The sequence below is a fragment of the Paracoccus benzoatiresistens genome, assembly GCF_026913015.1.
In the GTDB taxonomy this organism is placed as follows: domain Bacteria; phylum Pseudomonadota; class Alphaproteobacteria; order Rhodobacterales; family Rhodobacteraceae; genus Paracoccus; species Paracoccus benzoatiresistens.
Genome location: NZ_JAPTYD010000003.1, coordinates 76,097 through 99,486 on the forward strand (window position 1 = coordinate 76,097; position 23,390 = coordinate 99,486).

Genomic DNA, 23,390 nt, shown 5'->3' on the forward strand with positions numbered 1-23,390 from the left:
CCTTTCAGGCGAAGGTCAGGCGGCGCGCGTCGCGGCGCGATTGCAGCCAGCCGATGATGCGGGCCGTCCGGGAAGCGCGGCGTTTTTCGGCAGGCGTCGGGTTCGACACGATCTCGGCCTGGTAGAAGGACGGGCAGAGCACGGCGGCATCCGCGACCTCGCCGCAGTTGCCGCAGCCGACGCAGCTCTGGTCGATGGCGGCGACGGGATCGTCGCGCAACGGATCGCCCGTGTCCTTGACCGACAAGGACGGGCAGCCCGACAGCCGCATGCAGGCGTGATCGCCGGTGCAGATGTCCTCGTCCACGCCGAAGCGGGGCCTGACGGTGCGCTTGCCTTCCTTGGTGGCGCGGGCCAGGGCGGGCTTTTCGCGGCGCTGCCGGTTCAGCATGCATTCGGAGGACGCGACGATGACCTTGGGGCCTTCTTCGGTGCTGGTCAGCGCCTCGATCATGGTGTCGCGCATCTTCGTCACGTCATAGGTGCGGTCGATCTGGCGCACCCACTTGACGCCCATGCCTTCCACCGCCTTGGCGATCGGGTTGTTGGTCTTGCGGCTGCGGTTCTCGGCGCGGGACGACAGGATGTCCTGCCCTCCGGTGGCCGCGGCATAGTGGTTGTCGACGATGACGATCAGCCCGTCATGCTTGTTGAAGGACGCGTTGCCGATGGATGAGGTCAGCCCGTTGTGCCAGAACCCCCCGTCGCCCACGAAGCTGATCGACCGCTTGCCGGACTTGTCGCGGTTCTGCAGCGCCGAAGCCGAGGCCGGGCCAAGCCCGTATCCCATCGTCGTCGATCCGATGTCGAAGGGCGGCATGATCGAGAACAGGTGGCAGCCGATGTCGGAGGCGATGTGGTGTTCGCCCAGTTCCTGTTGCACCAGCTTGGTCGCGGCGAAGATCGGGCGTTCCGGGCAGCCAGTGCAGAACCCGGGCGGACGGGCCGGGACCACGGTGGAGAGATCCGGGATGTCGCTTTGCGCGGGTTCGTTGGTCTTGGCCGTCGCGGGCGGCAGCAGGCTGGGTGCGTGTTCGCGCAGGAAACCCGCGATGCCCTCGACCAGGCGCTTGCCTGTGTATTCGCCCGCCATGGGCAACACGCCCTTGCCCGCCAGCACGGTCTTGCGCCCGTTCTGGTAGAGCATGTGGCCGATGGCCTGTTCGATGAAGTTGGGCTGGCCTTCCTCGACCAGCAGCACGGCATCCTTGCCGTCGCAAAAGTCGAGGATCTGGCTGTCGCAGAGCGGATAGACCGCGTTCAGGCACAGGATATGGATGTCGGTGTCGCCATAGATGTCCGACAGGCCAAGCCGGTTCAGCGCGCGGATCACGCCGTTATAGGTGCCGCCCTGCACGATCAGCCCGATCTTCGAGGCCGGGTTGCCGAAGTGTTCGTTGACGTTGTTCTGAAGGATGTAGTTGACCGCATTCGGCCAGCGGCGGTCCACCTTCTCGTTCTCGTGCAGGAACACGGCGGGCGGCAGCACGATCCGGGACAGGTCGCGCCTGGGGTTCTGCAACGCCTCGGACACGGTCATCGGGGGCCGCTGGTTGTCGGATGCGGTGAAGTGGCCGTGGACGTGGCAGGACTTGATGCGCATCTGCATCATCACGGGGGTGTTCGACGCCTCGGACAGGCGGAAGCCGTGGCCCACCGCCGCGACGATCGAGGGCAGGTTCGGGCGCGGGTCCAGAAGCCACATCTGGCTTTTCATGGCGAAGGCATGGCTGCGTTCCTGCATGATCGAGGAACCCTCGCCATAATCCTCGCCCAGGATCACCAGCGCGCCGCCTGTCACACCGCCGGATGCCAGATTCGCCAGCGCGTCGGAGGCGACGTTGGTGCCCACCGTGGACTTGAAGGCCACCGCGCCGCGGATCGGATAGTTCACCGACGCGGCCAGCATCGCCGCCGCCGTCGCCTCGGAGGCCGAATTCTCGAAATGGACGCCGTATTCGGCCAGCAGGTCCTGTGCGTCGGAAAAGACGTCCATCAGGTGGCTGATGGGCGAGCCCTGGTAGCCGCCGACATAGCCCACGCCGTTTTCCAGAAGCGCCTTGGTGACGGCAAGGATCCCCTCGCCCCGGAAGGTGCCGCCCGCGCCCATGCGCAGCTGCTCGACTTCCTTCTTGAATGACCGTTCTGCCATGGGTTTTCTCCTGTGGCGATGGTTCAGAAATCGTGATGGCGGATCGACCGCAGGATCCGGCCAAGGGTCGCGGTAAAGGCGGCGCGTTCGGCGTGCGGGATGGCCGCGAACAGCCGCTCCTCGGCCTCGCGCATCGCGGGCCAGGCACGGTCATGGAGGGCCGCGCCCGCCTCGGTCAGGTGAACAAGGCGGACGCGGCTGTCCTTCTCGCAAGGCTCGCGCCGGATCAGTCCGGCAGCCTCCATGCTGTCCAGCGTCCGCGACAGCGTCGATTGCTTGATGACCGTCAGCACCGACAGTTCATTGACGGTGCGCGGCCCATAGGCGGCCAGGACGGCCAGCGCCCGCATCTGCGGGACGCTGACGCCCTCGGGGGCCAGGATCTCGGCCACCCCGGCATTGTAGCGCGCCATGATCCGGTTCAGCATGTAGGGGGCGAACCCCTCCAGATCGCGCGCCACCATCGTCACGCCGGAACCAGGGCCAACGCGCGGATCGGGCTGCCGGTGCCGTTCTCGATCTTGAGCGGCGCGGCGATCAGGATCGCGCCCTTGGCGGGCAGTTCCGACAGGTTCACCAGCGAGGCGAGGCCATAGCGGTTGTTCGCGTGCAGCAGGTTGTGGGCCGGATAGGGCGGGGTCATGCCCCCGGCTATCCCTGCGTCGGTGCCCACGCATTCGGTGCCCCAGCCCAGGACCTTCTTCTCCATCAGGTACTGGATGCAGTCTGCCGAAGGCCCGGGCGTATGCGGGCCGGTCTCATCGGCGTTCAGATACAGCGCCTCGTCGTGATTGCGCTTGCACCAGTCGGTGCGCATCAGCACCCATTCGCCTTCCCCGATCTCGCCATGCTCGGCCTCCCAGGCCTTCACGCCCTCGGCGGTCAGCAGGAAGTCGGCGTCCTCGGCGGCCTGCGCGGAACAGTCGATGACATTGGCGGGGGCCACGAAGTTCTGCGGCGCGATGGTGTCGGTCGAGCCGTCGGGATAATCCTTGCCGGTGATCCAGTGGTGCGGCGCGTCGAAATGCGTGCCCGAATGCTCGCCCACCTTCAGCCAGTTCCAGGCCCAGAACGGCCCGCGATCACCGTATTTGCTGATCGGGTGGATCTCGATCGGCGGTGTGTCGTCGGCGAACTCCGGCGGCAGTTTCAGAAGCGGCGTCCGGGGTCCCAACGTGGCCGTGCAATCGACGACGCGGATCCTTCCGGTCAGAAGTGCCTGTCCCAGGTCAGCAAGACTGGTGGTGTCCTTCATTCCGTTCTCTCCCGTTGGCGATGTTATCGTTTTTATATGCAGATGCATATATCTGCTTGGCCAAACTGTCTCACGGCGTGATCAAAAAATCAAGATTTTTGTTGCGGGCACCCGCGCAGGTGCCCGTGCTTTGGTCAGGCCTCAACGTGGATCGGCTTGCGCACCACGCCATAGCTGGCGCCCCAGGCGTCGGTCATGTCGCAGCGGATGTCCCACAGTTCCGGAAAGAAGCGGTGCCTGGCCCCCGATTCCAGGATCTGCACCGGGCGGCCCTTCAGCGACCGCGACCCCATGCCGATCGACCGGTGGATCAGATAGACATGCATGGCCCGGAACTTCTGGAACAGCTCGTCATATTCGATCAGCGCCTCGGCCACGACATAGCTGTCGCCATGATCGTATTTGGCGTCATAGATGTCGGCGACCGTCAGGCCCCGTCCGTCCAGATAGACCGCCTTGAACGAGTCCCACAGGTCGTTCGGCATCCGCAGCAAGGCCTGGAAGCCCGGCGATTCCTGGCCCGATCCGTTGCCAAGCTGCTTGCGCACTTCCTGGTATTCGCGGGGCGACATGGTTTCCAGCAATTCCAGTTGCTGCGTCATCAGCCGCATCAGGCGATGCACGCGCCCCATCAGCGTGACGACGCGATGGGTGTTGCCCGCGTCGATGAAGTCACGCACATCGACCAGCGTATAGGCGATCAGCTTCATCCACAGTTCCTCGACCTGGTGGACGATCTGGAACTGCAATTCGTCGCCGTTGCACAGGTCGGCCAAGGGCTTCTGGCATTGCAGCAACGGCTCGACATTCAGATAGACGCCGTAATCCAGCATCTTGGGCGTCTCGATCAGTTTGTGCCATTCGTCGCGCGTCATCGGTCCTGTCCTTGAGGTTCGCTGATTGCTATTCTGTTCCAGAATGGCGAAAACATTGTTCCCGGAATCGCCACGCGGGGCCTTGTTCTGGAAACGAATGCGGGCTGCGGGCAGGGTTGGGAAAACGAATGGACCAGATCGACCTTGACCTGCTTGCCGCGCTGGAAGCGGATGCCCGTCTGTCATTCGCGGAACTGGCCGACCGCCATGGCCTGTCCAAGACGCCGGTCTGGAAGCGCGTCAAGGCGATGGAGGAGGCGGGCGTGATCCGCGGCTATGCGGCCCAGCTGGACGCCGCCCCCCTGGGCTTCGGGATCGAGGCCTTCGTGCAGGTGACGCTGGCCCCGGACGCCGCCGACCGGTTCGAGGCCGTGGTGATGGCGCATCCGGCCATCCGCCGCTGCCACGCGACCACGGGCGCGGGGGATTATCTGCTGCATGTCGTGTGCAGCGACATCGCGATGATGGATCGCCTGCTGCGCCGGGAAATCGCGCGGATGCCGGGCGTGGTGCGCACCGAAACCATCGTCTCGACGCGAACGGTCAAGGACCGCCATTCCCTGGCTGCCGCCGCAAGGACGCTCAACACCTAGACCGGCCTGATTTCGAATGCAGGGGCGGCGGCGAGGCCGCAGGGTGCGCTTACATGCTGCGCATCAGATCAGCGGCTCGCCCGAAAAACTGCCTTGTTCGTCAGAAAACCGTTGCAAATCGCCGCGTCGGGTGGCCTTCTCGTGTAAAGATGTATTTGATCAAAGTATCACTTACATCAGAAGTGCGGGACAGCCGCGCCGCGCCCCAACCCCACAGCTGGAGGAACTTCGTGCTGCCCGCCGTGACGCTGGGATACTATATCACGCCGCCCTTCATGCGGCTGGTCCGCGCCGGCATGATCGACGCGCTGAACACCGATTACGTCCGCACCGCCCGCGCCAAGGGCCTGCCCGCGCGCCGCGTGGTCTTCAAGCACGCGCTGAGGAACGCGCTGGTCCCCGTGGTGGGCCTGGTCGCGGTGCAGCTGGGCCTGCTGATGGGCGGCTCGGTCGTGGTGGAAAGCATCTTCGCGCTGGATGGCCTGGGATACCTTGCCTACCAGAGCATCAGCTATCGCGATTTCCCGGTGCTGCAGGCGGTCGTGCTGCTGCTGTCGCTGGCCTATGTGGTGCTGACGCTGCTTTCGGACATCATCAATGCGTGGCTCGACCCGCGGCTGAGGGCTGCCTGACATGACCGCCATCACAACCAATCCCCCGTCGCTGACATCCGGAACCCTGCGCAGGATGCTGCACCACCCCTCGCTGGTGGTGGGCGTAGCCATCGTCGCGGCGATGATCCTGATCGCGGTCTTCGCGCCGCTTCTGGCCCCCCACGATCCCTACGTGCAGGACATCTCGCGCCGTGCCGTGCCGCCGGTCTGGTACGAGAAGGGCACCTGGGAAAACATCCTCGGCACCGACCAGCTTGGCCGGGACTACCTGTCGCGGCTGATCTATGGCGCACGGGTTTCGCTGCTGATCGGCTTTTCGGTGGTGCTGATCTCGGGACTGATCGGCACCACGCTGGGCCTGCTGGCGGGATACTTTGGCGGCAAGGTCGATACCTTCGTCGCCTTCATCGTCACGGTTCGCCTTGCCATGCCGGTGATCCTTGTGGCGCTGGCGGTGGTGGCGCTGTTCGGGGGCTCCATCTGGGTCGTCATCACCGTGCTTGGCCTGCTGAAATGGGACCGCTTCGCCGTGGTCGTCAGGTCCACCACGCAGCAGATCCGGGCGCTGGACTATATCGCCTCGGCCCGGACGGCGGGGGCATCGACCTTCTGGATCCTGCTGCGCGAGGTGCTGCCCAACATCGCGCCGCAACTGATCGTCATCGCCACGATCGAGGTCGCATCGGCGATCCTGATGGAGGCCGCCCTGTCCTTCCTGGGCCTGGGCGTCCAGCCGCCGCTGCCTAGCTGGGGTCTGATGATCTCGGAAGCGAAAAGCTACATGTTCTTTTCCTTCTGGCTGATCGCCATTCCCGGCACGGCCCTGGCAACCCTGGTCTTTGCCATCAACCTGGCGGGCGACGGCTTGCGCGACATGATCACCCCGGAGAGAAGCTGATGAACAAGCCCCTGCTGTCCGTCCGCGATCTGCGCGTGGACCTGAACACCCGCTCGGGCGTGCTGCACGCCGTGCGGGGGATTTCCTTCGACGTGGCGCCCGGCGAGACGCTGTGCATCGTCGGCGAATCCGGCTGCGGCAAGTCGATGACCTCGCTGGCGCTGATGGACCTGCTGCCCCGCGTGGCGCGGCGCAGCGCGGGCGGGATCACCTTCGACGGCCAGGATCTGACGCGCCGCCGCATCGCCGGCAGGCTGCGGGGGCGGCGCATGGCGATGATCTTCCAGGAGCCGATGACGGCGCTGAACCCCGCCTTCACCATCGGCGACCAGATGGTCGAGGCCTATCTGTACCATGTCGGCGGCACGCGCGCGCAGGCGGTCGAACGCGCCGCGCAGATGCTGGAAAAGGTCGGCATCGGATCGGCCCGTTCGCGGCTGTCGCAGTATCCGCACCAGCTGTCTGGCGGTCTGCGCCAGCGGGTGATGATCGCCATGGCGCTGATCACCGACCCCGAACTGCTGATCGCGGACGAGCCCACGACCGCGCTGGACGTGACCATCCAGGCGCAGATCCTGCGGCTGTTGAAGGATCTGCAAAAGGAACTGGGCCTGGCGATCATCCTGATCACCCATGACCTGGGCCTTGTGTCCCGGATCGCGGAACGGGTCGTGGTCATGTATGCCGGCGCCATTGTCGAGGAAGGCTCGGCCGCCGAGATCTTCGACCGCCCCGCCCATCCCTATACCCGCGCGCTGATCGACTGCATCCCGCAGCCCGGCAGGACCGAACGCGGCGCGCACTTGGGTACCATCGCCGGCGTCGTGCCATCCCTGATCGGCCCGCAGGAGGGCTGCGCCTTCCGTGACCGCTGTCCGGTGGCGCAACCGCGCTGCGCAAGCGACATTCCCACGCAGCAGGCGGGCAGCCACCGCTGGGTCTGCATCCACGGAGGACGGGCATGAGCTATCTTCTGGAAACCCGCGGCCTGACCCGCCGCTTCCAGGTCAGCCAGGGCATGTTCAGGCCCAAGGCCACGCTGCACGCCCTGAACGGCGTCGACCTGCGCCTGAGGAAGGGCGAGGTTCTGGGCATCGTCGGCGAGTCCGGCTGCGGCAAGTCCACGCTGGCCAAGATCCTGCTGAACCTGCTGGCCCCGTCCGAGGGCACTGTGCTGCTGGACGGCAAGGACATCCGGGCCTTGGGCCGCATGGAATTCACCCGCCGTGTCCAGCCCGTGTTCCAGGATCCGTTTTCCTCGCTGAACCCCCGCAAGACGATTGCCGACATCGTGACCATGCCGCTGCGCGTCCACGGTATTGGCACCGACGCGGAACGCCGCAAGCGCGCCGCCGGCATCATGGACATGGTGGGCCTGCCCGCGCGCTTTGCCGAGCGCTATCCGAAGGAACTGTCGGGCGGGCAGCGCCAGCGCGTGGCCATCGCCCGCGCCCTGGTGATGAACCCCGACCTGATCATCTGCGACGAACCGACCTCGGCGCTTGACGCATCGGTGCAAAGCCAGATCCTGAACCTGCTGATGGATCTGAAGCGGGATCTGGGCCTGACCTATGTGTTCATCTCGCACAACCTGTCGGTGGTCGAACACCTGGTCGATCAGGTGGCCGTGATGTATCTGGGCCGGGTCGTCGAACTGGGCATGACCGCGCAGGTCTTCGATGCCCCGCAGCATCCCTATACCCGCGCGTTGCTGGACAGCGCCTTGACCGTCGCGCCGGGGCAGGGGGTGCCGGACATCGGCCTGGGCACCGCCTTCCCGAACCCGCTGGCGATCCCGCCGGGCTGTCCTTTCCAGCCGCGCTGCCCCCGTGCCTTCGACCTGTGCGCGCAGGTGCGCCCGCAGCCCGTCGACGTTGCGGCCGGAGGCGCCGCCTGCCTGCTGACCGAAGAAGCGCTGAGAGGTGCCGCATGAGCCTTGACCTTCCCCCAAGCCGTGACGGCGTCATTGCCGCCGCACTTGACGCGCTGGACTCGGGTCGCTTCCAGGCGGATCTGGCGCGGCGCGTGGCCATGCCCACGGTGTCGCGCGAGGAGGCGCACAAGCCCGACCTGCAGCGCTACATTGACGAAGAACTGGTGCCGGTCTTCGACCGCCTGGGATTTGAGGCGCGGATCTTCCGCCGCGACGCCGCGCCTGGCGCCTTCCTGCTGGCAACTCGGATCGAGGATGCGTGTCTGCCAACGGTCCTCATGTATGGTCACGGCGATGTGGTGACCGGCGTGCCGGAAAAATGGTCGCCGGGCCTGTCGCCGTTCCAGTTGACCGAACGCGACGGCCGTTGGTATGGCCGCGGGACCGCCGACAACAAGGGCCAGCATTCGGTGAACCTCGCCGCGCTCGAGGCGGTCCTTGCTGTCAATGGCAAGCTGGGCTTCAATCTGAAATACCTGATGGAGATGGGCGAGGAATACGGATCCCCCGCCCTGGCCGAGCTTTGCGCCGACGAGGCCGAGGCCTTCGCCGCCGACATGCTGATCGCATCCGACGGGCCGCGCATCGGGCTGAACCAGCCGACGATCTTCCTGGGCGCGCGCGGCGGCATGAACATCCACCTGGAGGTCGTGGCCCGCGAGGGATACCACCATTCCGGCAACTGGGGCGGGCTTCTGGCGAACCCCGGCGTCGAACTGGCCCATGCCATCGCAGCCCTGATCGGGCCGACCGGCGAATGCCTGGTCCCGGAACTGACGCCCGGAACCATCCCCGACGACGTGCGAAAGGCGCTGTCCCGCTGCACCATCGAAACCTCGCCCGGCGATCCCGAACTGGACGACTGGTGGGGCGCCCCCGGCCTGACCCCGGCCGAGCGCGTTTATGGCTGGTCCACGCTGGAGGTGATGGAGATCGAGGTCGGCAATATCGCCAAGCCCCTTTACGCCATTCCGCCCTGGGCGCGGGCGCGGCTGCAACTGCGCCACCCGGTCGGCGTCGATACCGATGCCGTCCTGCCCGCCGTGCGGCGCAAGCTGGACCAGGCAGGCTTGCAGCGGGTGAGGATCGTGCCGGCGACGGACGCGGCCTTCCCGGCCAGCCGGTCGGCACTGGACAACGAATGGGTGCGCTTCGTTGCCGAGTCGATGCAGCGCACGATGGGCAAGCCGCCGGTGATCTTGCCGAACCTGGGCGGCTCGTTGCCCAACACCATCTTCACGGATACGCTGGGCCTGCCGACGATCTGGGTGCCGCATTCCTATCCGGGATGCGGGCAGCACGGCGCCGACGAACATCTGCCCGTCAGCATCGTCCGCGAGGGGCTGGCGATCATGGCGGGCATCTTCTGGGATCTGGGACATCGGTCATGAGTTACTTCCTGTATCATTCAATCGGGACTTTCCCCGGCAAGCAGGCCGCCGTTGACAGGGCGCTGGCCGATTTCACCGCACGCTGGTGCGCCAGCGACGACGGGCAGTGGCCGGATGCCATGGCCCGACGTGGCGATTTCATCGCCGCATGGACAGGGCTGATCGGCGCGCCCAAAGGTTCCCTGACCTTGGCCGAAAGCGTGACGGCGGCGCTTTACACGCTGATGCGCGGGCTGCCCGAGGCGCGGCTTCAGGGCGGCACGGTGCTGGTCGCGCAGGACTGCTTTCCCAGCCTGCATTTCCTGCTGGCCGAACTGGGCCGCCGCATGGGCTTTGCCCTTCGAACCGTCGCGCCGACCGAAGGCCGCGCCTATGTCACCGATGACGACATGGAGGCGGCATGGGGAGCGGACGTGCGGCTGGCGCTGCTGACCTGGGTGACATCGACCGCCTCGCACCGCTGCGACCTGGACCGGCTGATCGACCATGGCCGCAGGATGGGCAGCCTGGTCGGCGTGGACGTGACGCAGGGCGTGGGCATCCGGCCCTATACCGCAAGGGCGGATTTCACGGTCGGATCCTCGTTGAAATGGCTCTGCGGCGTGTCGGGGGCGGGTGTGTTGCAGGTGATGCCGGATTTGCTGGCCGACTGTTCGCCCGAGTTCCGCGGGTGGTGGAGCCAGGCCAATCCCTTTTCCTGGGATCTGGACGGCTTTGCCTTCGCCCCCGACGCCCGGCGCTTCGACAACGGCACGCCGAACGTGTTGCCTGCCATCGCAAGCAAGCCGGGCCTGGACTTCGTCCTGTCCACCGGCGTCGAGGCGCTGGCGGACCACAACCGCCACCTGACCGGACTGCTTCTGGAAGGCGCGCGCGACTTGGGGCTGCGCATCGTCTCGCCCACCGACGCGGCGGCGCGCGGCGGCAGCGTCATGGTGGACCTGCCGCAGCCCGGTCTGGTTGATGCCCTGCGCGGGCAGGGGATCCATGCCGATCAGCGCGGCACGACCTTGCGCCTGTCGCCCGGCGCGGTCACCACCGCCGAGGATTGCCACCGGCTGCTGGATGCCCTGGCCGCCGTCGGGACCCGGGGCGCTGCCTGATGGCGCCCGAGTTGAAGCCGATCCTGGCGCGGCGCACCATGGCGGGCGAGGTCTACAGCCAGCTTCGCGCGGCCCTGATGGAGGGCGTGTTCGAAACCGGCGACAGCTTCGCCATTTCCGATCTGGCACAGCGCTTCGGCACCTCGAACACCCCGGTGCGCGAGGCGCTGCGCCGCCTGACGGACGAAGGCGCGCTGATCGAGGGCAAGTGGAACTCGGCCACGTTGCCGGGGCTCAGCGCGGCGGGGCATGACCAGCTGTGCAAGGCCCGCAAGGTGATCGAGGGCGGGGCCGCCGAACTGGCCGCCGACACGATCACGCCGGACGAGCTGGCGGCGCTGCGCGACATCTCGCACCGCCACCAGTCTGCGCTGCTGGATGGCCGGGTCGAGGACATGCTGGCCGCCAACAAGGATTTCCACTTCACCATCTATCGCGCCGCCCGCAGCCCGATCCTGCTGGAGCAGATCGAGAACCTGTGGCTGCGGTCCGGGCCCTATACCCGCTTCCTGTCGGAAAAGATGCGCGACATCCTGAAGGCGGACGTGACGCTCAGCCATGCGCGCAATCACGATCATATCCTAGCCGCCCTGGAGGCGCGCGACGGCGCGGCGACGCGGCGCGCGATGATGGACGACATCAGCAGCGTGCGCGACTGGATGGCGGCCTTCCTGAAGGACGCCTAGCGGACGTAGGCCCGGGCGAAGCGCGCTTCCAGCCAGCCGGTCAGCCGCACCATGGGCCACAGGATCGCGACATAGATCAGCGCCGCGCCCAGCAGGGGCGTGGGATTGGCGAACAGCGCCTGCGCATCGGTCGCCTGCTTCAGCAGGTCCGACATGGTGACCACCGAGGCCAGCGAGGTGTCCTTGATGATCGACACGCAGTTCGACGCGTGGGGCGGGATCACGATGCGCATGGCCTGCGGCAGGATCACCTTTTGCATCATCCGCCAGAAGCCCAGGCCAAGCGCGCTCGATGCCTCGAACTGGCCCTTCGGGACGGCCTGGATCCCGGCGCGCATCACCTCGGCCGTGTAGGCGGCAAGGACCAGCGACAGGGCGATGGCGGCGGCGGCAAAGGACGACAGCGTGATCCCCGCGAAGGGCAGGGCGTAATAGATCAGGATCAGCACGACCAGCACCGGCATGGCCCGCATCACGTCGATATAGCCAGTCGCCAGCAGCCGCAGCGGCCGGGCCGCGAACAGCCGCATCATGGCAAGCCCGATGCCAAGCACGGTCCCCGCGACGATGGCCACGGCGCCCAGAAGCAGCGTCATCGCCAATCCGCGCAGCAGGATCGGGAAGGCGCGTTGCAGCACGTCGAGATTGAAGAAGATATCCAGCGCGTTCATCGGCAGGCCGTCATGTCGGGCAAGGACCCCGCCAAGCGGCGGGGCCGGGGGTCATTCGGCTGCGGTCGGGACCGGCATCGGCGTCACGGTGAAGCTGTCCGGGGCAGGAGCCACGCCCAGCCACTTTTCGTACAGCGCCGCCATGGTCCCGTCCGTCTTCATGTCCGAGATGGCCTGGTTCACCTGTTCCAGCTTGTCGGAACCCTTCGGCATCATCATGGCGAACCGCTCGCCCGTGACGACCTCGCCGCCCACCTTCAGGCCCTTCATCTGCGTGAAGGCATAGCGCATTCCCACGATGTCGTTCACCGCCGCGTCGATCCGGCCGTTCTGCAGGTCGGTCAGCATGTTCGCGGTGCTGTCATAGCTTTTCACGCCGGCATAGCCGAGCGTCGCCTCGTTGTCGCGCAGCCAGCTTTCCCCGAAGGATGTCGCAACCGTGCCGACCGTCTTGTCCTTCAGCCCGTCGGGGCCGGTCAGATCCGAGTCCTCCCGCACGCCGATGCCAAGCGCGCCCTGGAAATAGGGCTGCGTGAAGGACTGGCTGGCCAGCCGCTCGTCCGTGATCGTCAGCGAGGAAATCACGACATCCGCGCGCCGCGAGGCGGTCGCCACGAACAGCGCCTTGAAGTCCATCCCGCTGATCTCGGCCGTGGTGCCCATGCGCTTGGCGACCTCGTTGACGATATCGACCTCGAACCCCTCGAAGGTGCCGGCCTCGGTCTTGGTTTCCCAGGGCGGGTTGGCGGGATAGGAGCCGACCTTCAGCGGTTCCTGCGCGAAGGCGGCAGCGGCGAGACCAAGGGCGACGCCTGCGGCAGCGCCCAGAATGCGGGTGATCTTCATGATGGCATCCCTTGTTGCGGAGGCGGTCTTCGTGCACAGCATTGCCGCCTTGCGGGCAGGTTGACATATTCCCGCAGGTGTTCAAGAATTATTTTGGGTTCAAAATGATTTTTTGATCAAACTGTGGCGGAACTGGGCAGCGGAGAGTGTGAAGGTGGAACCGGACGGCATGGACACGGCCCCCTATGCGCAGGCCGACACGGCAACGGCGCGGCAGCGCCTGAGGCTGTGGCTGCAGATGCTGAAGGCGGTCCGCTATGTGGAAAACGACCTGCGCGAAAGGCTGCGCCAGGGCTATGACATGACGCTGCCGCGCTTCGACGTGATGGCTGCCCTGCTGGCCGCGCCGGACGGGTTGCGCATGACGGAACTGTCCCAGCAGCTGATGGTGTCGAACGGCAATGTTACAGGCATCGTGGACCGGCTTGTCGCCGACGGGCTGGCGGAACGCGAGACGATGGAAACCGACCGCCGCGCCTTCCGGGTCCGCATCACCGAAAAGGGCGCGCATCTGATGCGCGAGATGACGGTGCGCCACCGCGACTGGATTGACGAGCTTTTCGCCGAGGTGACCGAGGCCGACGCGGCGCGCGGCATCTCGATCATGCTGGATATCCGGCACAAGACCCGCCAGTAGGGGACCCGCCGCGGACGGCGGGCCTTGTCGTTCACAGGATGCCTGTCTCGCTTGCGACGCGGCGATAGGCGGCGCCTGCGGTGAAGCCGCCGTCGATCACGAAGTCCTCTCCGGTGATGAAGGCCGAGGCGTCCGAAGCCAGGAACAGCACCAGTTGCGCGACCTCGTCGGCCTCGCCCGCCCGCGCCATGGGCGTGATCCCGATCATCGGCCCCAGGTGGGGCGAATTGCGGTTCAGATCCGTCACGATCAGGCCGGGGCAGATGGCGTTCACGCGGATGCCCGCCTGCGCGTATTCCATCGCCGCCGTCCGTGTCAGCCCGCGCAGGGCCCACTTGCTGGCCGTATAGGCCGGGTCGTAATGGCCCGAGAACGCGCTGTTCGACGAGATGTTGACGATGCTGCCGCCCTGGCTCATCGCGGGCGCGGCGGCCCGGATGCCCAGGAACGCGCCGGTCAGGTTCACGTCGATGACGCGGCGCCATTCGTCGGGCGTCATGTCGCGGATGATCTTGCGGTTGATGATGCCCGCGTTGTTGACCAGCACGTCCAGCCGCCCCGTCCAATCCGTGGCGGCCCTGACCGCCCCGTCCCAGGCATCGGCATCGGTCACGTCCAGCCGCAGGAAGCGGGCCTTGTCGCCCAGCCTTGCGGCCAGGGCCTCGCCCTCGGCCTCCAGCACGTCGCAGATCAGGACGGATGCGCCGGCGGCGGCCAGCAGTTCGGCCTCGACCGCGCCTTGGCCGCGCCCGCCGCCGGTGACGATGGCGGTCTTGCCGGTCAGATCGGACATGGCCCGCAGCTTGTCCTGCGCGTTCATGCCTGCACCATCCGCTGACGCTGTTCGCCCAGGCCTGCCGCGCCCAGGGTGACGACCTGGCCTTCGCGCAGGAAGGTCGGCGGCTTCATTCCCAAGCCCACGCCGGGCGGCGTTCCGGTGGCGATGATGTCGCCCGGATGCAGCGTCATGAACTGCGAAATGTAGCTGACCAGATGCGCCACGCCGAAGATCATCGTGCGTGTGTTGCCGGTCTGGCGGCGCTCTCCGTCCACGTCCAGCCACAGGTCGACGGCTTGGATGTCGTCGATCTCGTCCTTCGTGACCAGCCAGGGACCGATCGGGCCGAAGGTGTCGTGGCTCTTGCCCTTGGTCCATTGCCCGCCGCGCTCGGACTGGAAGCGGCGTTCGGACACGTCGTTGACCAGCAGATAACCCGCGACATGGTCCAGGGCCTGCGCTTCGGCCACGTATTTCGCGCGGGTGCCGATGACAATGCCCAACTCGACCTCCCAGTCGGTGCGGTCGGAGCCGCGCGGGATTTCCACGTCGTCGTTCGGGCCGCAGATCGCGCTGACGGCCTTGGCGAACAGCACGGGTTCCGCCGGGGGCTCCTTGCCGGTCTCGCGCGCGTGGTCGGCGTAGTTGAGGCCCACGCACAGGAACTTGCCCACGCCCGCCACCGGCGGGCCAAGGCGCTCGGGCTGGACCAGCGGCAGGTCGGCGGGGTTCAGCGCCGCAAGACGCGCCAGCCCTTCGGGCGACAGGACGTCGCCCGCGATGTCGGCCACATGGTCCGACAGGTCGCGGACATGGCCCTGGTCATCCAGCAGGCCGGGCTTTTCGGCGCCGGGGGCGCCATGACGGAGAAGTTTCATGGATCGGTCCTTATGCGCGGCGATAGCCCTGAAGCTGGTCGTCCGGCACGTCGTCGAAATTCGTGACCAGGTTGTCGGGCGTGCGGCAGGTCAGCCAGACCAGGTCTTCCGTGGTGCTCATGTTCACCTCGACATGCTTCATGAAGGGCGGCACGAAGACGAAATCGCCCTCATACAGGTCCACGAATTCCTGATAGTCGTCGCCGAAGTAGATGCGCCCGTGCCCCTTCAGGACATAGCCGCCGGTCTCGCAATGCTCGTGGTGGTGCGGGGGCGAGCGGTGGCCGGGTTCGTTGCTGACCCGCCCGAACCAGATTTTCGTGGCGGGGGTATGCTGCGGGCTGACGCCCGACTTGCGCACGCAATCGCCCGATTGCGCGGTCTGTTCGCCTAGCTCACCCGCGCGGGTGACGACGGGGACGACCTTTTCCATGATGTTCTCCTTCCCTTGGATGTGAGTGTCAGGCGGCCAGGGCGCGCGGGCTGCCCGCGTCGTCGATGGCCACCATGATGAAGCGTGCCGTCGCGACCGGGATGCGCGCGCCGTCCGGATCCGCGATCCCCGCCAGTTCCAGCGTGAACGAGGTCCGGCCCCGGCCGACCTCGCGGGCATGGACGGCGAAGTCCGACCCGACCGTCAGCGGTGCGTGGAACACCATCTCCTGCACGGCGCGGATCAGGCAGGCGCCCGCCACGCCGCGTCCGGCGCGGCCCGCGGCATGGTCGAACTGCGCCATGATCCAGCCGCCGAAGACGGTGGTGCCGAAGGCTGCGTCACCGGGGCGGGCGACGGTCAGGATGACCGGGCGGTCGTCGGGCGTGGGCCAGTCACTCATGGGGGATCACCGCCGTCGCCTCGATCTCGACCTTGGCGGCGTCCTCCATCAGGGCCACGACCTGGACCACGGCCATGGCCGGGAAATGGCGGCCGATCACGCGGCGATAGGCGGCCCCGATCTGCTTGAGGTTGGCCAGGTATTCGGCCTTGTCGGTGATGTACCAGGTCAGGCGCACCAGATGTTCGGGCCGCGCGCCCGCCGTTTCCAGCACCGCGACGATGTTCTTCAGCACCTGCTCGAACTGGCCGACGAGATCCTCGTGCTCGAACTGCTGCTGCGCGTTCCAGCCGATCAGCCCGCCGGTGAAGATCACCTTTCCTTCGGCCATCATGCCGTTCGCATAGCCTTTGGCCGGCACCCAGCCTTCGGGGTTCAGGAACGAATGCGGAGAGCTGGGGGTGATCTGGTTCTGAAGGTTCATTGCGTTTCTCCGCCGGAAATGGAAATTGCCTGGCCCGTGACCATCGACGATCCGGGGGCGCAGAGCCAAAGCACCGCCTCGGCGACGTCCTCGGGGGGGACCAGGCGCTGCATGGGATTGGTCGCGGCCAGCGAGGCGCGGGCCTCCTCACGAGAGCGGCCAGTCTTGGCGACGATGGTGTCGATGGACCGCTGCGTCATCTCGGTGTCCAGGAAGCCCGGGCAGATCGCGTTGACGGTGATGCCCTTCCTGGCGACCTCAAGGGCCGCCGACCGGACCAGCCCAAGGACGCCGTGCTTGGCCGCCGCATAGGGCGCGACATAGGCGTAGCCCTTCAGGCTCGCGGTCGAGGCGATGGCGATCACGCGGCCCCAATCGCCCCCAATGGTGCGCAGCGCTTCCCGGATCGTCAGGAAGCTGCCGGTCAGGTTCACGTCGATCATGGCGCGGAACTGGTCCAGCGTGGTGCGGGTCAGGGGCGCGCTGTCCGATGCCCCCGCATTGGCCACCACGATGTCGAAGGGCCCGGTGGCGAACAGCGCCTGCACGGCACCCTCATCCGTGATGTCGCAGACCTGGGCGGTGATGCCGGGCGCTGCGTCGATGGGACGGCGGCCGCAGACGGTGACATCCGCGCCCGCGTCGGCCAGACGGCGCGCGATCACAGCGCCCACGCCCGAGCCGCCGCCCGTGACCAGCGCCCTGCGGCCTGCCAGCGTCATGCCATGGCCTTGGCGCGTTCGGCCAGCGTGTTGGCCTGCCGCCGCCCGCCCTCATAGGGCGCGGGCCAGGCCTGCTCAGTATCGCCCAGTTCCACCGCCGCGTGCAGCGTCCAGTAGGGGTCGGCCAGATGCGGCCGGGCCAGCAGCACCAGATCCGCCCGCCCCGCCATCAGGATCGAATTGACGTGGTCGGGCTCGTAGATGTTGCCGGCGACCAGCGTCGGCACGCCCAGGTCGTTGCGGATTCGGTCGCTGAAGGGCGCCTGGAACATGCGGCCATAGACCGGCTGCTCGGCCTTGTCGGTCTGGCCCGAGGACACGTTGATCGCGTCGGCCCCCGCCTGGTGGAAGGCGCGGGCGACCTGCACGGCCTCGGCCGGCGTCACGCCGCCATCGACCCAGTCATGGGCCGAAATCCGCACGGTCATCGGCTTGGCGTCCGGCCAGGCGGCGCGCATCGCGGCAAAGACCTCCAGCGGGAAGCGCAGGCGATTTTCCAGGCTGCCGCCGTATTCGTCCGTCCGCCTGTTGGTGACGGGCGAGATGAACGAGGCCAGCAGATAGCCGTGCGCCGCGTGCATTTCCGCCATGTCGAAGCCCGCGCGGTCGGCGGCTTTCACGGCCTCGACGAACTGCGCCTTCACGGCGTCCATGTCGGCGCGATCCATCGCCTTGGGCGTCTGGCTTTCCGGCAGATAGGGCAGGGCGGAGGCCGAAATCAGCGGCCAGTTGTCGTCCGCCAGCGGCTTGTCGATCCCTTCCCAGGCCAGCCGGGTCGAGCCCTTGCGCCCCGCATGGCCGATCTGGGCGCAGATTTTCGCATCGGTTTCGGCATGGACGAAATCGGTCAGGCGCTTCCACGCCGCCTCCTGCCCGGGGCCGATGCAGGGGCAGCCCGGCGTGATCCGGCCTTCGGGGCTGACGCACAGCATCTCGGTGAAGACCAGCCCGGCACCCCCCTTGGCGCGTTCGGCGTAGTGGACGAAGTGCCAGTCCGTGGGGTTGCCGTCCTTCGCCTTGTACTGCGCCATGGGCGAGACGACGACGCGATTGGCCAGCCGCATGTCGCGCAGCTGGAAGGGCGCGAACATCGGGCGGCGGTTGGACTGGCTGCCCGCCTTGGCCTGGAACCAGGCCTCGGCCTGGCCCAGCCATTCGGGATCGCGCAGGCGCAGGTTTTCATGCCCGATCCGCTGGCTGCGGGTCAGCAGCGAATAGGTGAACTGCGTCAGGTCCAGGTCCAGATAGCGCTCGACCTCCTCGAACCACTCGGTCGAGTTCCTCGCGGCCGAGGTCACGCGCAGCACCTGCAACTGCCGTTCGGACTGGTAATCGGCGAGGGCCTGTTCCACGGGCTTGCCCGCGTTCAGCTCGTCCGCAAGCGCAATGGCGCTTTCCATGCCCAGCTTGGTCCCCGACCCGATCGAGAAATGCGCCGTGGCCGAGGCGTCGCCCAACAGCACCACATTCTCGAAATACCAGTTCTCGCAGGTGACGCGCGGAAAGCGGATCCAGGCCGATCCGCGGATGTGGTTGGCGTTAGACATCAGCGTGTGTCCGCCCAGGTGGCGCGCGAAGATCCGTTCGCACAGCGCCATGCTGTCGGCCTGGCTGAGATCGGCGAAGCCGAAGGCGTCAAAGGTCTCGGGGCCGCATTCGACGATGAAGGTCGCCGTGTCGGCGTCGAACTGATAGGCGTGCGCCCAGATCCAGCCGTGTTCGGTCTTCTCGAAGATGAAGGTGAAGGCGTCGTCGAACTTCTGCCTGGTGCCCAGCCAGACGAAATGGTTGCGCCGCATGTCGATCTGCGCGCCGAAGCGGTCCGCATAGGTCTGGCGCGTCCGCGAGTTGAGGCCATCGGCAGCCACGACCAGATCGTTCGTCGCGCGCAGCGCCTCGATCGCCGCCTCGTTCAGCTCCGTCTGGAAGCGCAGCTCCACCCCCAGCTCGCGGGCGCGCTTCTGCAGCAGCAGCAGCAGCTTCATCCGCCCGATGCCCGCAAAGCCGTGCCCGCCCGAGGTCATGCTTTCCTCGCCCCGCACGACCTTCAGGTCGTCCCAATAGGCGAAGCTGTCGCGGATCATCGTCTCGCTGACGGGGTCGTTGCCGGCGAAGTTGTTCATCGTCTCGTCCGACAGCACCACGCCCCAGCCGAAGGTGTCGTCCGGGCGGTTGCGTTCATAGACGGTGATCTCGTGGGCGGCGTCGCGCAGCTTCATCGAGATCGCGAAGTAAAGGCCCGCAGGGCCAGCCCCAAGAACGGCGATTTTCATGTCGAGGCTTCCTTGTGCAGATGCGGCTGGCATCAGATGTTTTAGATATAAAATTAAAACGCCGGGATTCTGTCAAGGCCCTTCTGCGCCAGTTCGCAACACCCCGGTTCGTGTTGACAGAGAATGCCGCAGCGATATGCTTCAAGCATAAACCAACCTGCCTGCGCCTTCCGCAGGTGCCTGCAAAGGACCCATTCATGCCCTTTACCATCTCCAAGCCGCTGCGCTTTGGCGATTGCGACCTGACCGGGATTGCCTATCACCCCGCCTATCTGTCGATGCTGGTCGATGTGAACGAGGCGATGTTCGCGTCCTTCGGCATCACCTGGAAGGAGATCATGTTCGAGCGCAGGCTGGGTCTGCCCACGCTGTCGATGAACATCCTGTTCACCAAGCCCGCCGTTTATGGCGACGTGCTGACCTTCAACGTCCATGTGCGCAATGTCGGCCGGTCGTCGCTGGAGCTGGAAACGGTGGTGACGGTCGGCCCGGATGTCATCTGGACGATCCGCCAGAAGATCGTGCTGACCTCGCTGGAAAACCACAAGTCGACGCCCTGGCCCGATGACATCCGCGCGGGCCTGGAGCGTTACCTGGAGCCTGTCGCCGCCGAATGACGCGGCCAGGACGATGCCGCGACAAAGGCGGCTGTCCGGCGGTCGGCCTCGGTTTCGGGACCGTCCGCCCAGGGTCGGAAGCGCAGGCGGAAGGCGGCAAGGCGCGTGGCGGGGTCGGTGGCGGGATAGCCGATCCGGGTGAGGCTGGCCTCCAGCGGTGCGTCCGCGCCCATGCCGCCGGCCAGCGCCAGCCCTTCGCAGGCCAGGCGCTGCCAGTCGAAGCGGGGGCCCGGGTCGATCTTGCGGCCGGGCGCCATGTCCGAATGGCCGATCACGGCGTCCGGCCCGATCCGCCAGCGCGCCATGATGTCGCGCAGCACCATGACCAGGGCATCCATCTGGCGGGCAGGAAAGGGACGGTCGCCCGGATTGGCGATCTCGATCCCGATGCTGCGGGAGTTCACGTCGTCGCGGTCCTGCCAGGACCCGGCGCCCGCGTGCCAGGCGCGCCGATCCTCGGGCACCAGGGCCTCGGCGCGGCCGTCCTCATGGACCAGCCAATGGGCGCTGACCTCGGCCGCTGGATCGCACAAACGCGCGCGCGCCTCGGCGGTGTCCGCCATGCCGGTGTAATGCAGCACGACCAGCTCGGGGCGCTGGCCCCGGCGGTCGCCATGGTTGGGACTGGGGAAATCCCCGGTCACAGTGGCGGCTGATCGCCCCGGCGCATCGTTTCGGGCACGATCACGATCGGGCCGTTCGGATCGCGGACCGGGGCCGAGGGGACGGTGACGGCCTGAACGGGCGCTGCCTGGACCGGAGCGGCTTGAACAGGCACGGCCTGAACGGGCACGGCTTGCACCGGGACCGCCTGGACCGGCACAGCCTGGACCGTGACGGGTTGGACGGGGACGGTCTGGACCTTTTCCACCACCCGCACGGTGCGGATGCCCATGGTGGGCGGGATCGGCACCGGGCTGCGCCCGGCGATATCCGCGCCGGTCGGCGCATAGAAGGGCCGGGCGACCGGGATGGTCTTCGGTGATTCGGCGGCCGTCACCAGCGCCATTTCCCGCGCCACGCGATATTCGCCATAACGGGTCGGCGCGAAGTTGTAGTTCGGGTTCCAGCCCAGGTGTTCGCCACAGCCGGCAAGCGCCAGCACCGAAAGGATCAGACAGCCGCGCATCGTGCCTCCATGACCTGTCACTGGGCCGAGCCTACCACCAGCGATCCGGCTTTGCCAGAAATCCTGCTGCGCGTTCAAGGACAAGCGCCTGATTCAGCAACTCGCCCTCTTCGAAGGGCTTGCCGAACAGTTGCAGGCCCAGGGGCAGGCCCTTCTTGTCCTGCCCGACGGGAACCGCGATGCCGGGCAGGCCGACCAGGTTCAGCGTCACCGTGAAGACGTCGTTCAGATACATCTGCACCGGATCGCTTTGGTCCACCGACTTCAGGGGAAAGGCGGCCGTCGGCGTCGTGGGCGCCAGAATCGCATCGATGCCATCGGCGAAGGCGTTGTCGAAGTCGCGCTTGATCAGCGCGCGCACCTTGCGGGCGCGGTTGTAGTAGGCGTCGTAAAAGCCCGCCGACAGCACATAGGTGCCGATCATCACCCGGCGCTGCACCTCGGGGCCGAAGCCCTCGGCGCGGGTCTTTTCGTACATCTCGACGATGCCGTCGCCCTGACCCAGCTTCGCGCGGCGGCCATAGCGCACCCCGTCATAGCGAGCCAGGTTCGAGGACGCCTCGGCCGGCGCGATTACGTAATAGGCGGGCAGGGCGTATTTCGTGTGCGGCAGGCTGATATCGACGATCTCGGCCCCCGCGTCGCGCAGCATGTCGGCGCCCTTGTGCCACAGCGCGTCGATTTCCTCGGGCATGCCGTCCACGCGGTATTCCCGGGGAATGCCGATGCGCTTGCCGCGAATGTCGCCGGTCAAAAGCGATTCGTAATCCGGGACCGGGTGGTCGGCACTGGTCGAATCCAGCGGATCGACGGAGGCCATGGCCCCCAGCATGATCGCCGCGTCGCGCACCGTCTTGGTCATCGGCCCGGCCTGGTCGAGGCTTGACGCATAGGCGATCACGCCCCATCGGCTGACCCGGCCATAGGTGGGCTTCAGCCCGACGATGCCGGTGAAGGCCGCGGGCTGGCGGATGGAGCCGCCGGTGTCCGTCCCCGTCGCCGCAAGGCACAGGTCCGCAGCCACCGCCGCCGCCGATCCGCCGGACGATCCGCCCGGCGTCAGCTGCCGGTCGTCCACCTTCCAGGGGTTTACCGCCGGGCCATAGCAACTGGCTTCATTGGCCGAACCCATGGCGAATTCGTCCTGGTTCAGCTTGCCCAGCATCACCGCGCCCGCGTTCCACAGGTTCTGCGTCACGGTCGATTCGTATTCCGGCCGGAAGCCTTCCAGGATCCGGCTTGCCGCCTGAGAGGGCACGCCCTTCACGCAGAACACGTCCTTGATGCCGACGGGGATGCCGGTCATCGCCGTGGCCTCGCCCGCCTTGATGCGCGCATCGGCGGCCTGGGCCATGTCGCGCGCCATCTCGGGCGTCTTGTGGACAAAGGCATTCAGCGCCCCCGCGCCTTCGATGGCGGTCAGGCAGGCGTCGGTCAGTTCGACGGCGGTCGTCTCGCCCTTGCGCAGCGCGTCGCGTGCGTCGGCGATGGTCAGGCTGTTCAGGTCGCTCATTCCACCACCTTCGGCACGGCAAAGAAGCCCTCGCGCGCGTCAGGGGCGTTGGACAGGATTTTCTCGGCCATCTCGCCGGTGGTCACGACATCCTCGCGCCGCTTCAGCCGCATGGGGGTGACGCCCGTCATCGGCTCGACGCCCGTGACATCGACTTCGTTCAGCTGTTCCATGAAATGCAGGATGCCGTTCAGCTCGCGCGCCAGGGCGGGCAGAGCGGCGTCATCGACCGCGATGCGCGCCAGATGGGCGACCTTGCGGGCCTGATCCTCGGTGATCGACATGACGTTTCCTTTCGTTGCGCGCGGTCTACAACCCCGGACGCGCCCCTGCAAGAACCGCGCGGAAGGGCCCGGCGGGCCCGTTTCTGTCCCCGCCGAAAAAATTTGGCCGAAGGGCGGATTTTTCCCCTTGCGCCCTCCGGCGGCTTTGCCTAAACACCGCTCCACGCCGCCGGGAAACACTGGCAGCGCTGAAAAAGTGGCCCGTTCGTCTATCGGTTAGGACGTCAGGTTTTCAACCTGAAAAGAGGGGTTCGACTCCCCTACGGGCTGCCACTTCATCCA

At 66.8% G+C, this 23,390-nt stretch carries 27 protein-coding genes and 1 tRNA gene; 11 read left to right on the top strand and 17 right to left on the bottom strand.

What is annotated here, in order from left to right:
* Positions 1-4: 4 nt before the first annotated feature.
* The 4 genes from OU682_RS03785 to OU682_RS03800 form a co-directional block, all read right to left on the bottom strand.
* The gene (locus tag OU682_RS03785) at positions 5-2,152 is read right to left on the bottom strand and encodes a thiamine pyrophosphate-dependent enzyme (protein ID WP_268940741.1); all 2,148 of its coding nucleotides are present in this window, start codon (positions 2,150-2,152) and stop codon (positions 5-7) included.
* Positions 2,153-2,175: 23 nt separating this feature from the next.
* Positions 2,176-2,616, bottom strand: a complete 441-nt coding sequence (locus OU682_RS03790; RefSeq protein ID WP_268940894.1) for a MarR family winged helix-turn-helix transcriptional regulator — start codon at positions 2,614-2,616, stop codon at positions 2,176-2,178.
* A gap of 2 nt (positions 2,617-2,618) precedes the next feature.
* Entirely contained in the window at positions 2,619-3,407 is a 789-nt protein-coding gene (locus tag OU682_RS03795) for a cyclase family protein (RefSeq protein ID WP_268940742.1), read from the bottom strand.
* Between the two features lie 134 nt (positions 3,408-3,541).
* Entirely contained in the window at positions 3,542-4,282 is a 741-nt protein-coding gene (locus OU682_RS03800; RefSeq protein WP_268940743.1) for a tryptophan 2,3-dioxygenase family protein, read from the bottom strand.
* A 128-nt stretch (positions 4,283-4,410) separates the two neighbouring features.
* Here OU682_RS03800 and OU682_RS03805 point away from each other — a divergent pair, with 128 nt between their 5' ends.
* From OU682_RS03805 to OU682_RS03840, 8 genes are all read left to right on the top strand, one after another.
* A complete protein-coding gene (locus OU682_RS03805; RefSeq protein ID WP_268940744.1) occupies positions 4,411-4,875 on the top strand; it encodes an Lrp/AsnC family transcriptional regulator in 465 nt (154 codons plus the stop codon).
* Positions 4,876-5,105: 230 nt separating this feature from the next.
* Complete coding sequence (locus tag OU682_RS03810) at positions 5,106-5,507, top strand: ABC transporter permease (RefSeq protein WP_329609769.1); 402 nt, start codon at positions 5,106-5,108, stop codon at positions 5,505-5,507.
* A 1-nt stretch (position 5,508) separates the two neighbouring features.
* Positions 5,509-6,387 (top strand): ABC transporter permease, encoded by an 879-nt coding sequence (locus OU682_RS03815; protein WP_268940746.1) that lies wholly within the window; start codon positions 5,509-5,511, stop codon positions 6,385-6,387.
* The gene (locus tag OU682_RS03820; protein ID WP_268940747.1) at positions 6,387-7,352 is read left to right on the top strand and encodes an ABC transporter ATP-binding protein; all 966 of its coding nucleotides are present in this window, start codon (positions 6,387-6,389) and stop codon (positions 7,350-7,352) included. The genes OU682_RS03815 and OU682_RS03820 overlap by 1 nt, the downstream gene beginning before the upstream one ends.
* A complete protein-coding gene (locus OU682_RS03825; protein ID WP_268940748.1) occupies positions 7,349-8,320 on the top strand; it encodes an ABC transporter ATP-binding protein in 972 nt (323 codons plus the stop codon). The genes OU682_RS03820 and OU682_RS03825 overlap by 4 nt, the downstream gene beginning before the upstream one ends.
* On the top strand, positions 8,317-9,711 hold the full coding sequence (locus OU682_RS03830; protein ID WP_268940749.1) for a M20 family metallopeptidase: 1,395 nt from the start codon (positions 8,317-8,319) through the stop codon (positions 9,709-9,711). The genes OU682_RS03825 and OU682_RS03830 overlap by 4 nt, the downstream gene beginning before the upstream one ends.
* Positions 9,708-10,814 (top strand): aminotransferase class V-fold PLP-dependent enzyme, encoded by a 1,107-nt coding sequence (locus tag OU682_RS03835; protein ID WP_268940750.1) that lies wholly within the window; start codon positions 9,708-9,710, stop codon positions 10,812-10,814. Before OU682_RS03830 ends, OU682_RS03835 begins: the two co-directional genes overlap by 4 nt.
* The gene (locus OU682_RS03840) at positions 10,814-11,500 is read left to right on the top strand and encodes a GntR family transcriptional regulator (protein WP_268940751.1); all 687 of its coding nucleotides are present in this window, start codon (positions 10,814-10,816) and stop codon (positions 11,498-11,500) included. Before OU682_RS03835 ends, OU682_RS03840 begins: the two co-directional genes overlap by 1 nt.
* Here the strand turns inward: OU682_RS03840 and OU682_RS03845 are convergent.
* A complete protein-coding gene (locus OU682_RS03845; protein WP_268940752.1) occupies positions 11,497-12,171 on the bottom strand; it encodes an amino acid ABC transporter permease in 675 nt (224 codons plus the stop codon). The genes OU682_RS03840 and OU682_RS03845 overlap by 4 nt on opposite strands.
* Before the next feature lie 51 nt (positions 12,172-12,222).
* On the bottom strand, positions 12,223-13,017 hold the full coding sequence (locus tag OU682_RS03850) for an ABC transporter substrate-binding protein (protein ID WP_268940753.1): 795 nt from the start codon (positions 13,015-13,017) through the stop codon (positions 12,223-12,225).
* 148 nt (positions 13,018-13,165) lie between these two features.
* Here OU682_RS03850 and OU682_RS03855 point away from each other — a divergent pair, with 148 nt between their 5' ends.
* Positions 13,166-13,654 carry a MarR family winged helix-turn-helix transcriptional regulator gene (locus tag OU682_RS03855; protein WP_329609770.1) on the top strand — a complete coding sequence of 163 codons (489 nt, stop codon included), beginning with the start codon at positions 13,166-13,168 and terminating at the stop codon, positions 13,652-13,654.
* 31 nt (positions 13,655-13,685) lie between these two features.
* Here OU682_RS03855 and OU682_RS03860 read toward each other — a convergent pair whose 3' ends face one another.
* Genes OU682_RS03860 through OU682_RS03890 form a run of 7 tightly spaced genes read right to left on the bottom strand, consistent with a single transcriptional unit; the run spans position 13,686 to position 19,565 of the window.
* Positions 13,686-14,474 carry an SDR family NAD(P)-dependent oxidoreductase gene (locus OU682_RS03860; protein WP_268940754.1) on the bottom strand — a complete coding sequence of 263 codons (789 nt, stop codon included), beginning with the start codon at positions 14,472-14,474 and terminating at the stop codon, positions 13,686-13,688.
* Complete coding sequence (locus OU682_RS03865) at positions 14,471-15,310, bottom strand: fumarylacetoacetate hydrolase family protein (protein ID WP_268940755.1); 840 nt, start codon at positions 15,308-15,310, stop codon at positions 14,471-14,473. Before OU682_RS03865 ends, OU682_RS03860 begins: the two co-directional genes overlap by 4 nt.
* 10 nt (positions 15,311-15,320) lie before the next feature.
* On the bottom strand, positions 15,321-15,743 hold the full coding sequence (locus OU682_RS03870) for a cupin domain-containing protein (RefSeq protein WP_268940756.1): 423 nt from the start codon (positions 15,741-15,743) through the stop codon (positions 15,321-15,323).
* 28 nt (positions 15,744-15,771) lie between these two features.
* A complete protein-coding gene (locus OU682_RS03875) occupies positions 15,772-16,146 on the bottom strand; it encodes an acyl-CoA thioesterase (RefSeq protein ID WP_268940757.1) in 375 nt (124 codons plus the stop codon).
* Positions 16,139-16,570: a RidA family protein gene (locus OU682_RS03880; RefSeq protein ID WP_268940758.1), complete on the bottom strand. Its 432-nt coding sequence runs from the start codon at positions 16,568-16,570 to the stop codon at positions 16,139-16,141. Before OU682_RS03880 ends, OU682_RS03875 begins: the two co-directional genes overlap by 8 nt.
* Positions 16,567-17,292: an SDR family NAD(P)-dependent oxidoreductase gene (locus OU682_RS03885; RefSeq protein ID WP_268940759.1), complete on the bottom strand. Its 726-nt coding sequence runs from the start codon at positions 17,290-17,292 to the stop codon at positions 16,567-16,569. The genes OU682_RS03880 and OU682_RS03885 overlap by 4 nt, the downstream gene beginning before the upstream one ends.
* Positions 17,289-19,565: a bifunctional salicylyl-CoA 5-hydroxylase/oxidoreductase gene (locus OU682_RS03890; RefSeq protein WP_268940760.1), complete on the bottom strand. Its 2,277-nt coding sequence runs from the start codon at positions 19,563-19,565 to the stop codon at positions 17,289-17,291. Before OU682_RS03890 ends, OU682_RS03885 begins: the two co-directional genes overlap by 4 nt.
* Before the next feature lie 197 nt (positions 19,566-19,762).
* Between OU682_RS03890 and OU682_RS03895 the strand changes: the two genes are divergently transcribed.
* Positions 19,763-20,182 (top strand): acyl-CoA thioesterase, encoded by a 420-nt coding sequence (locus OU682_RS03895; RefSeq protein WP_268940761.1) that lies wholly within the window; start codon positions 19,763-19,765, stop codon positions 20,180-20,182.
* On the opposite strand, the gene OU682_RS03900 is transcribed toward OU682_RS03895, so the two are convergent.
* Genes OU682_RS03900 through gatC form a run of 4 tightly spaced genes read right to left on the bottom strand, consistent with a single transcriptional unit; the run spans position 20,155 to position 23,108 of the window.
* Positions 20,155-20,826, bottom strand: a complete 672-nt coding sequence (locus OU682_RS03900) for an N-acetylmuramoyl-L-alanine amidase (RefSeq protein ID WP_268940762.1) — start codon at positions 20,824-20,826, stop codon at positions 20,155-20,157. The two genes, OU682_RS03895 and OU682_RS03900, sit on opposite strands and share 28 nt — an antisense overlap.
* Positions 20,823-21,311, bottom strand: coding sequence for a hypothetical protein (locus OU682_RS03905; protein ID WP_268940763.1), 489 nt, complete (start codon positions 21,309-21,311; stop codon positions 20,823-20,825). Before OU682_RS03905 ends, OU682_RS03900 begins: the two co-directional genes overlap by 4 nt.
* Positions 21,312-21,342: 31 nt before the next feature.
* Positions 21,343-22,824 (bottom strand): Asp-tRNA(Asn)/Glu-tRNA(Gln) amidotransferase subunit GatA, encoded by a 1,482-nt coding sequence (gene gatA / locus OU682_RS03910; RefSeq protein WP_268940764.1) that lies wholly within the window; start codon positions 22,822-22,824, stop codon positions 21,343-21,345.
* On the bottom strand, positions 22,821-23,108 hold the full coding sequence (gene gatC, locus OU682_RS03915) for an Asp-tRNA(Asn)/Glu-tRNA(Gln) amidotransferase subunit GatC (RefSeq protein WP_268940765.1): 288 nt from the start codon (positions 23,106-23,108) through the stop codon (positions 22,821-22,823). The genes gatA and gatC overlap by 4 nt, the downstream gene beginning before the upstream one ends.
* A gap of 198 nt (positions 23,109-23,306) precedes the next feature.
* Here gatC and OU682_RS03920 point away from each other — a divergent pair.
* Positions 23,307-23,381 (top strand) — tRNA-Glu (locus OU682_RS03920).
* The last annotated feature ends 9 nt before the right edge of the window (positions 23,382-23,390 follow it).

Bases quoted from the DNA above. Each gene is read 5' to 3' on its own strand.
- OU682_RS03825 (WP_268940748.1), top strand. From the start codon at position 7,349: ATGAGCTATCTTCTGGAAACCCGCGGCCTGACCCGCCGCTTCCAGGTC.
- OU682_RS03905 (WP_268940763.1), bottom strand. From the start codon at position 21,311: ATGCGCGGCTGTCTGATCCTTTCGGTGCTGGCGCTTGCCGGCTGTGGC.
- OU682_RS03815 (WP_268940746.1), top strand. From the start codon at position 5,509: ATGACCGCCATCACAACCAATCCCCCGTCGCTGACATCCGGAACCCTG.
- OU682_RS03890 (WP_268940760.1), bottom strand. From the start codon at position 19,565: ATGAAAATCGCCGTTCTTGGGGCTGGCCCTGCGGGCCTTTACTTCGCG.
- OU682_RS03805 (WP_268940744.1), top strand. From the start codon at position 4,411: ATGGACCAGATCGACCTTGACCTGCTTGCCGCGCTGGAAGCGGATGCC.
- gatA (WP_268940764.1), bottom strand. From the start codon at position 22,824: ATGAGCGACCTGAACAGCCTGACCATCGCCGACGCACGCGACGCGCTG.
- OU682_RS03885 (WP_268940759.1), bottom strand. From the start codon at position 17,292: ATGACGCTGGCAGGCCGCAGGGCGCTGGTCACGGGCGGCGGCTCGGGC.
- OU682_RS03860 (WP_268940754.1), bottom strand. From the start codon at position 14,474: ATGAACGCGCAGGACAAGCTGCGGGCCATGTCCGATCTGACCGGCAAG.
- OU682_RS03795 (WP_268940742.1), bottom strand. From the start codon at position 3,407: ATGAAGGACACCACCAGTCTTGCTGACCTGGGACAGGCACTTCTGACC.
- OU682_RS03865 (WP_268940755.1), bottom strand. From the start codon at position 15,310: ATGAAACTTCTCCGTCATGGCGCCCCCGGCGCCGAAAAGCCCGGCCTG.
- OU682_RS03875 (WP_268940757.1), bottom strand. From the start codon at position 16,146: ATGAGTGACTGGCCCACGCCCGACGACCGCCCGGTCATCCTGACCGTC.
- OU682_RS03820 (WP_268940747.1), top strand. From the start codon at position 6,387: ATGAACAAGCCCCTGCTGTCCGTCCGCGATCTGCGCGTGGACCTGAAC.
- OU682_RS03880 (WP_268940758.1), bottom strand. From the start codon at position 16,570: ATGAACCTTCAGAACCAGATCACCCCCAGCTCTCCGCATTCGTTCCTG.
- OU682_RS03850 (WP_268940753.1), bottom strand. From the start codon at position 13,017: ATGAAGATCACCCGCATTCTGGGCGCTGCCGCAGGCGTCGCCCTTGGT.
- OU682_RS03785 (WP_268940741.1), bottom strand. From the start codon at position 2,152: ATGGCAGAACGGTCATTCAAGAAGGAAGTCGAGCAGCTGCGCATGGGC.
- OU682_RS03840 (WP_268940751.1), top strand. From the start codon at position 10,814: ATGGCGCCCGAGTTGAAGCCGATCCTGGCGCGGCGCACCATGGCGGGC.
- OU682_RS03845 (WP_268940752.1), bottom strand. From the start codon at position 12,171: ATGAACGCGCTGGATATCTTCTTCAATCTCGACGTGCTGCAACGCGCC.
- OU682_RS03800 (WP_268940743.1), bottom strand. From the start codon at position 4,282: ATGACGCGCGACGAATGGCACAAACTGATCGAGACGCCCAAGATGCTG.
- OU682_RS03835 (WP_268940750.1), top strand. From the start codon at position 9,708: ATGAGTTACTTCCTGTATCATTCAATCGGGACTTTCCCCGGCAAGCAG.
- gatC (WP_268940765.1), bottom strand. From the start codon at position 23,108: ATGTCGATCACCGAGGATCAGGCCCGCAAGGTCGCCCATCTGGCGCGC.
- OU682_RS03870 (WP_268940756.1), bottom strand. From the start codon at position 15,743: ATGGAAAAGGTCGTCCCCGTCGTCACCCGCGCGGGTGAGCTAGGCGAA.
- OU682_RS03895 (WP_268940761.1), top strand. From the start codon at position 19,763: ATGCCCTTTACCATCTCCAAGCCGCTGCGCTTTGGCGATTGCGACCTG.
- OU682_RS03830 (WP_268940749.1), top strand. From the start codon at position 8,317: ATGAGCCTTGACCTTCCCCCAAGCCGTGACGGCGTCATTGCCGCCGCA.
- OU682_RS03790 (WP_268940894.1), bottom strand. From the start codon at position 2,616: ATGGTGGCGCGCGATCTGGAGGGGTTCGCCCCCTACATGCTGAACCGG.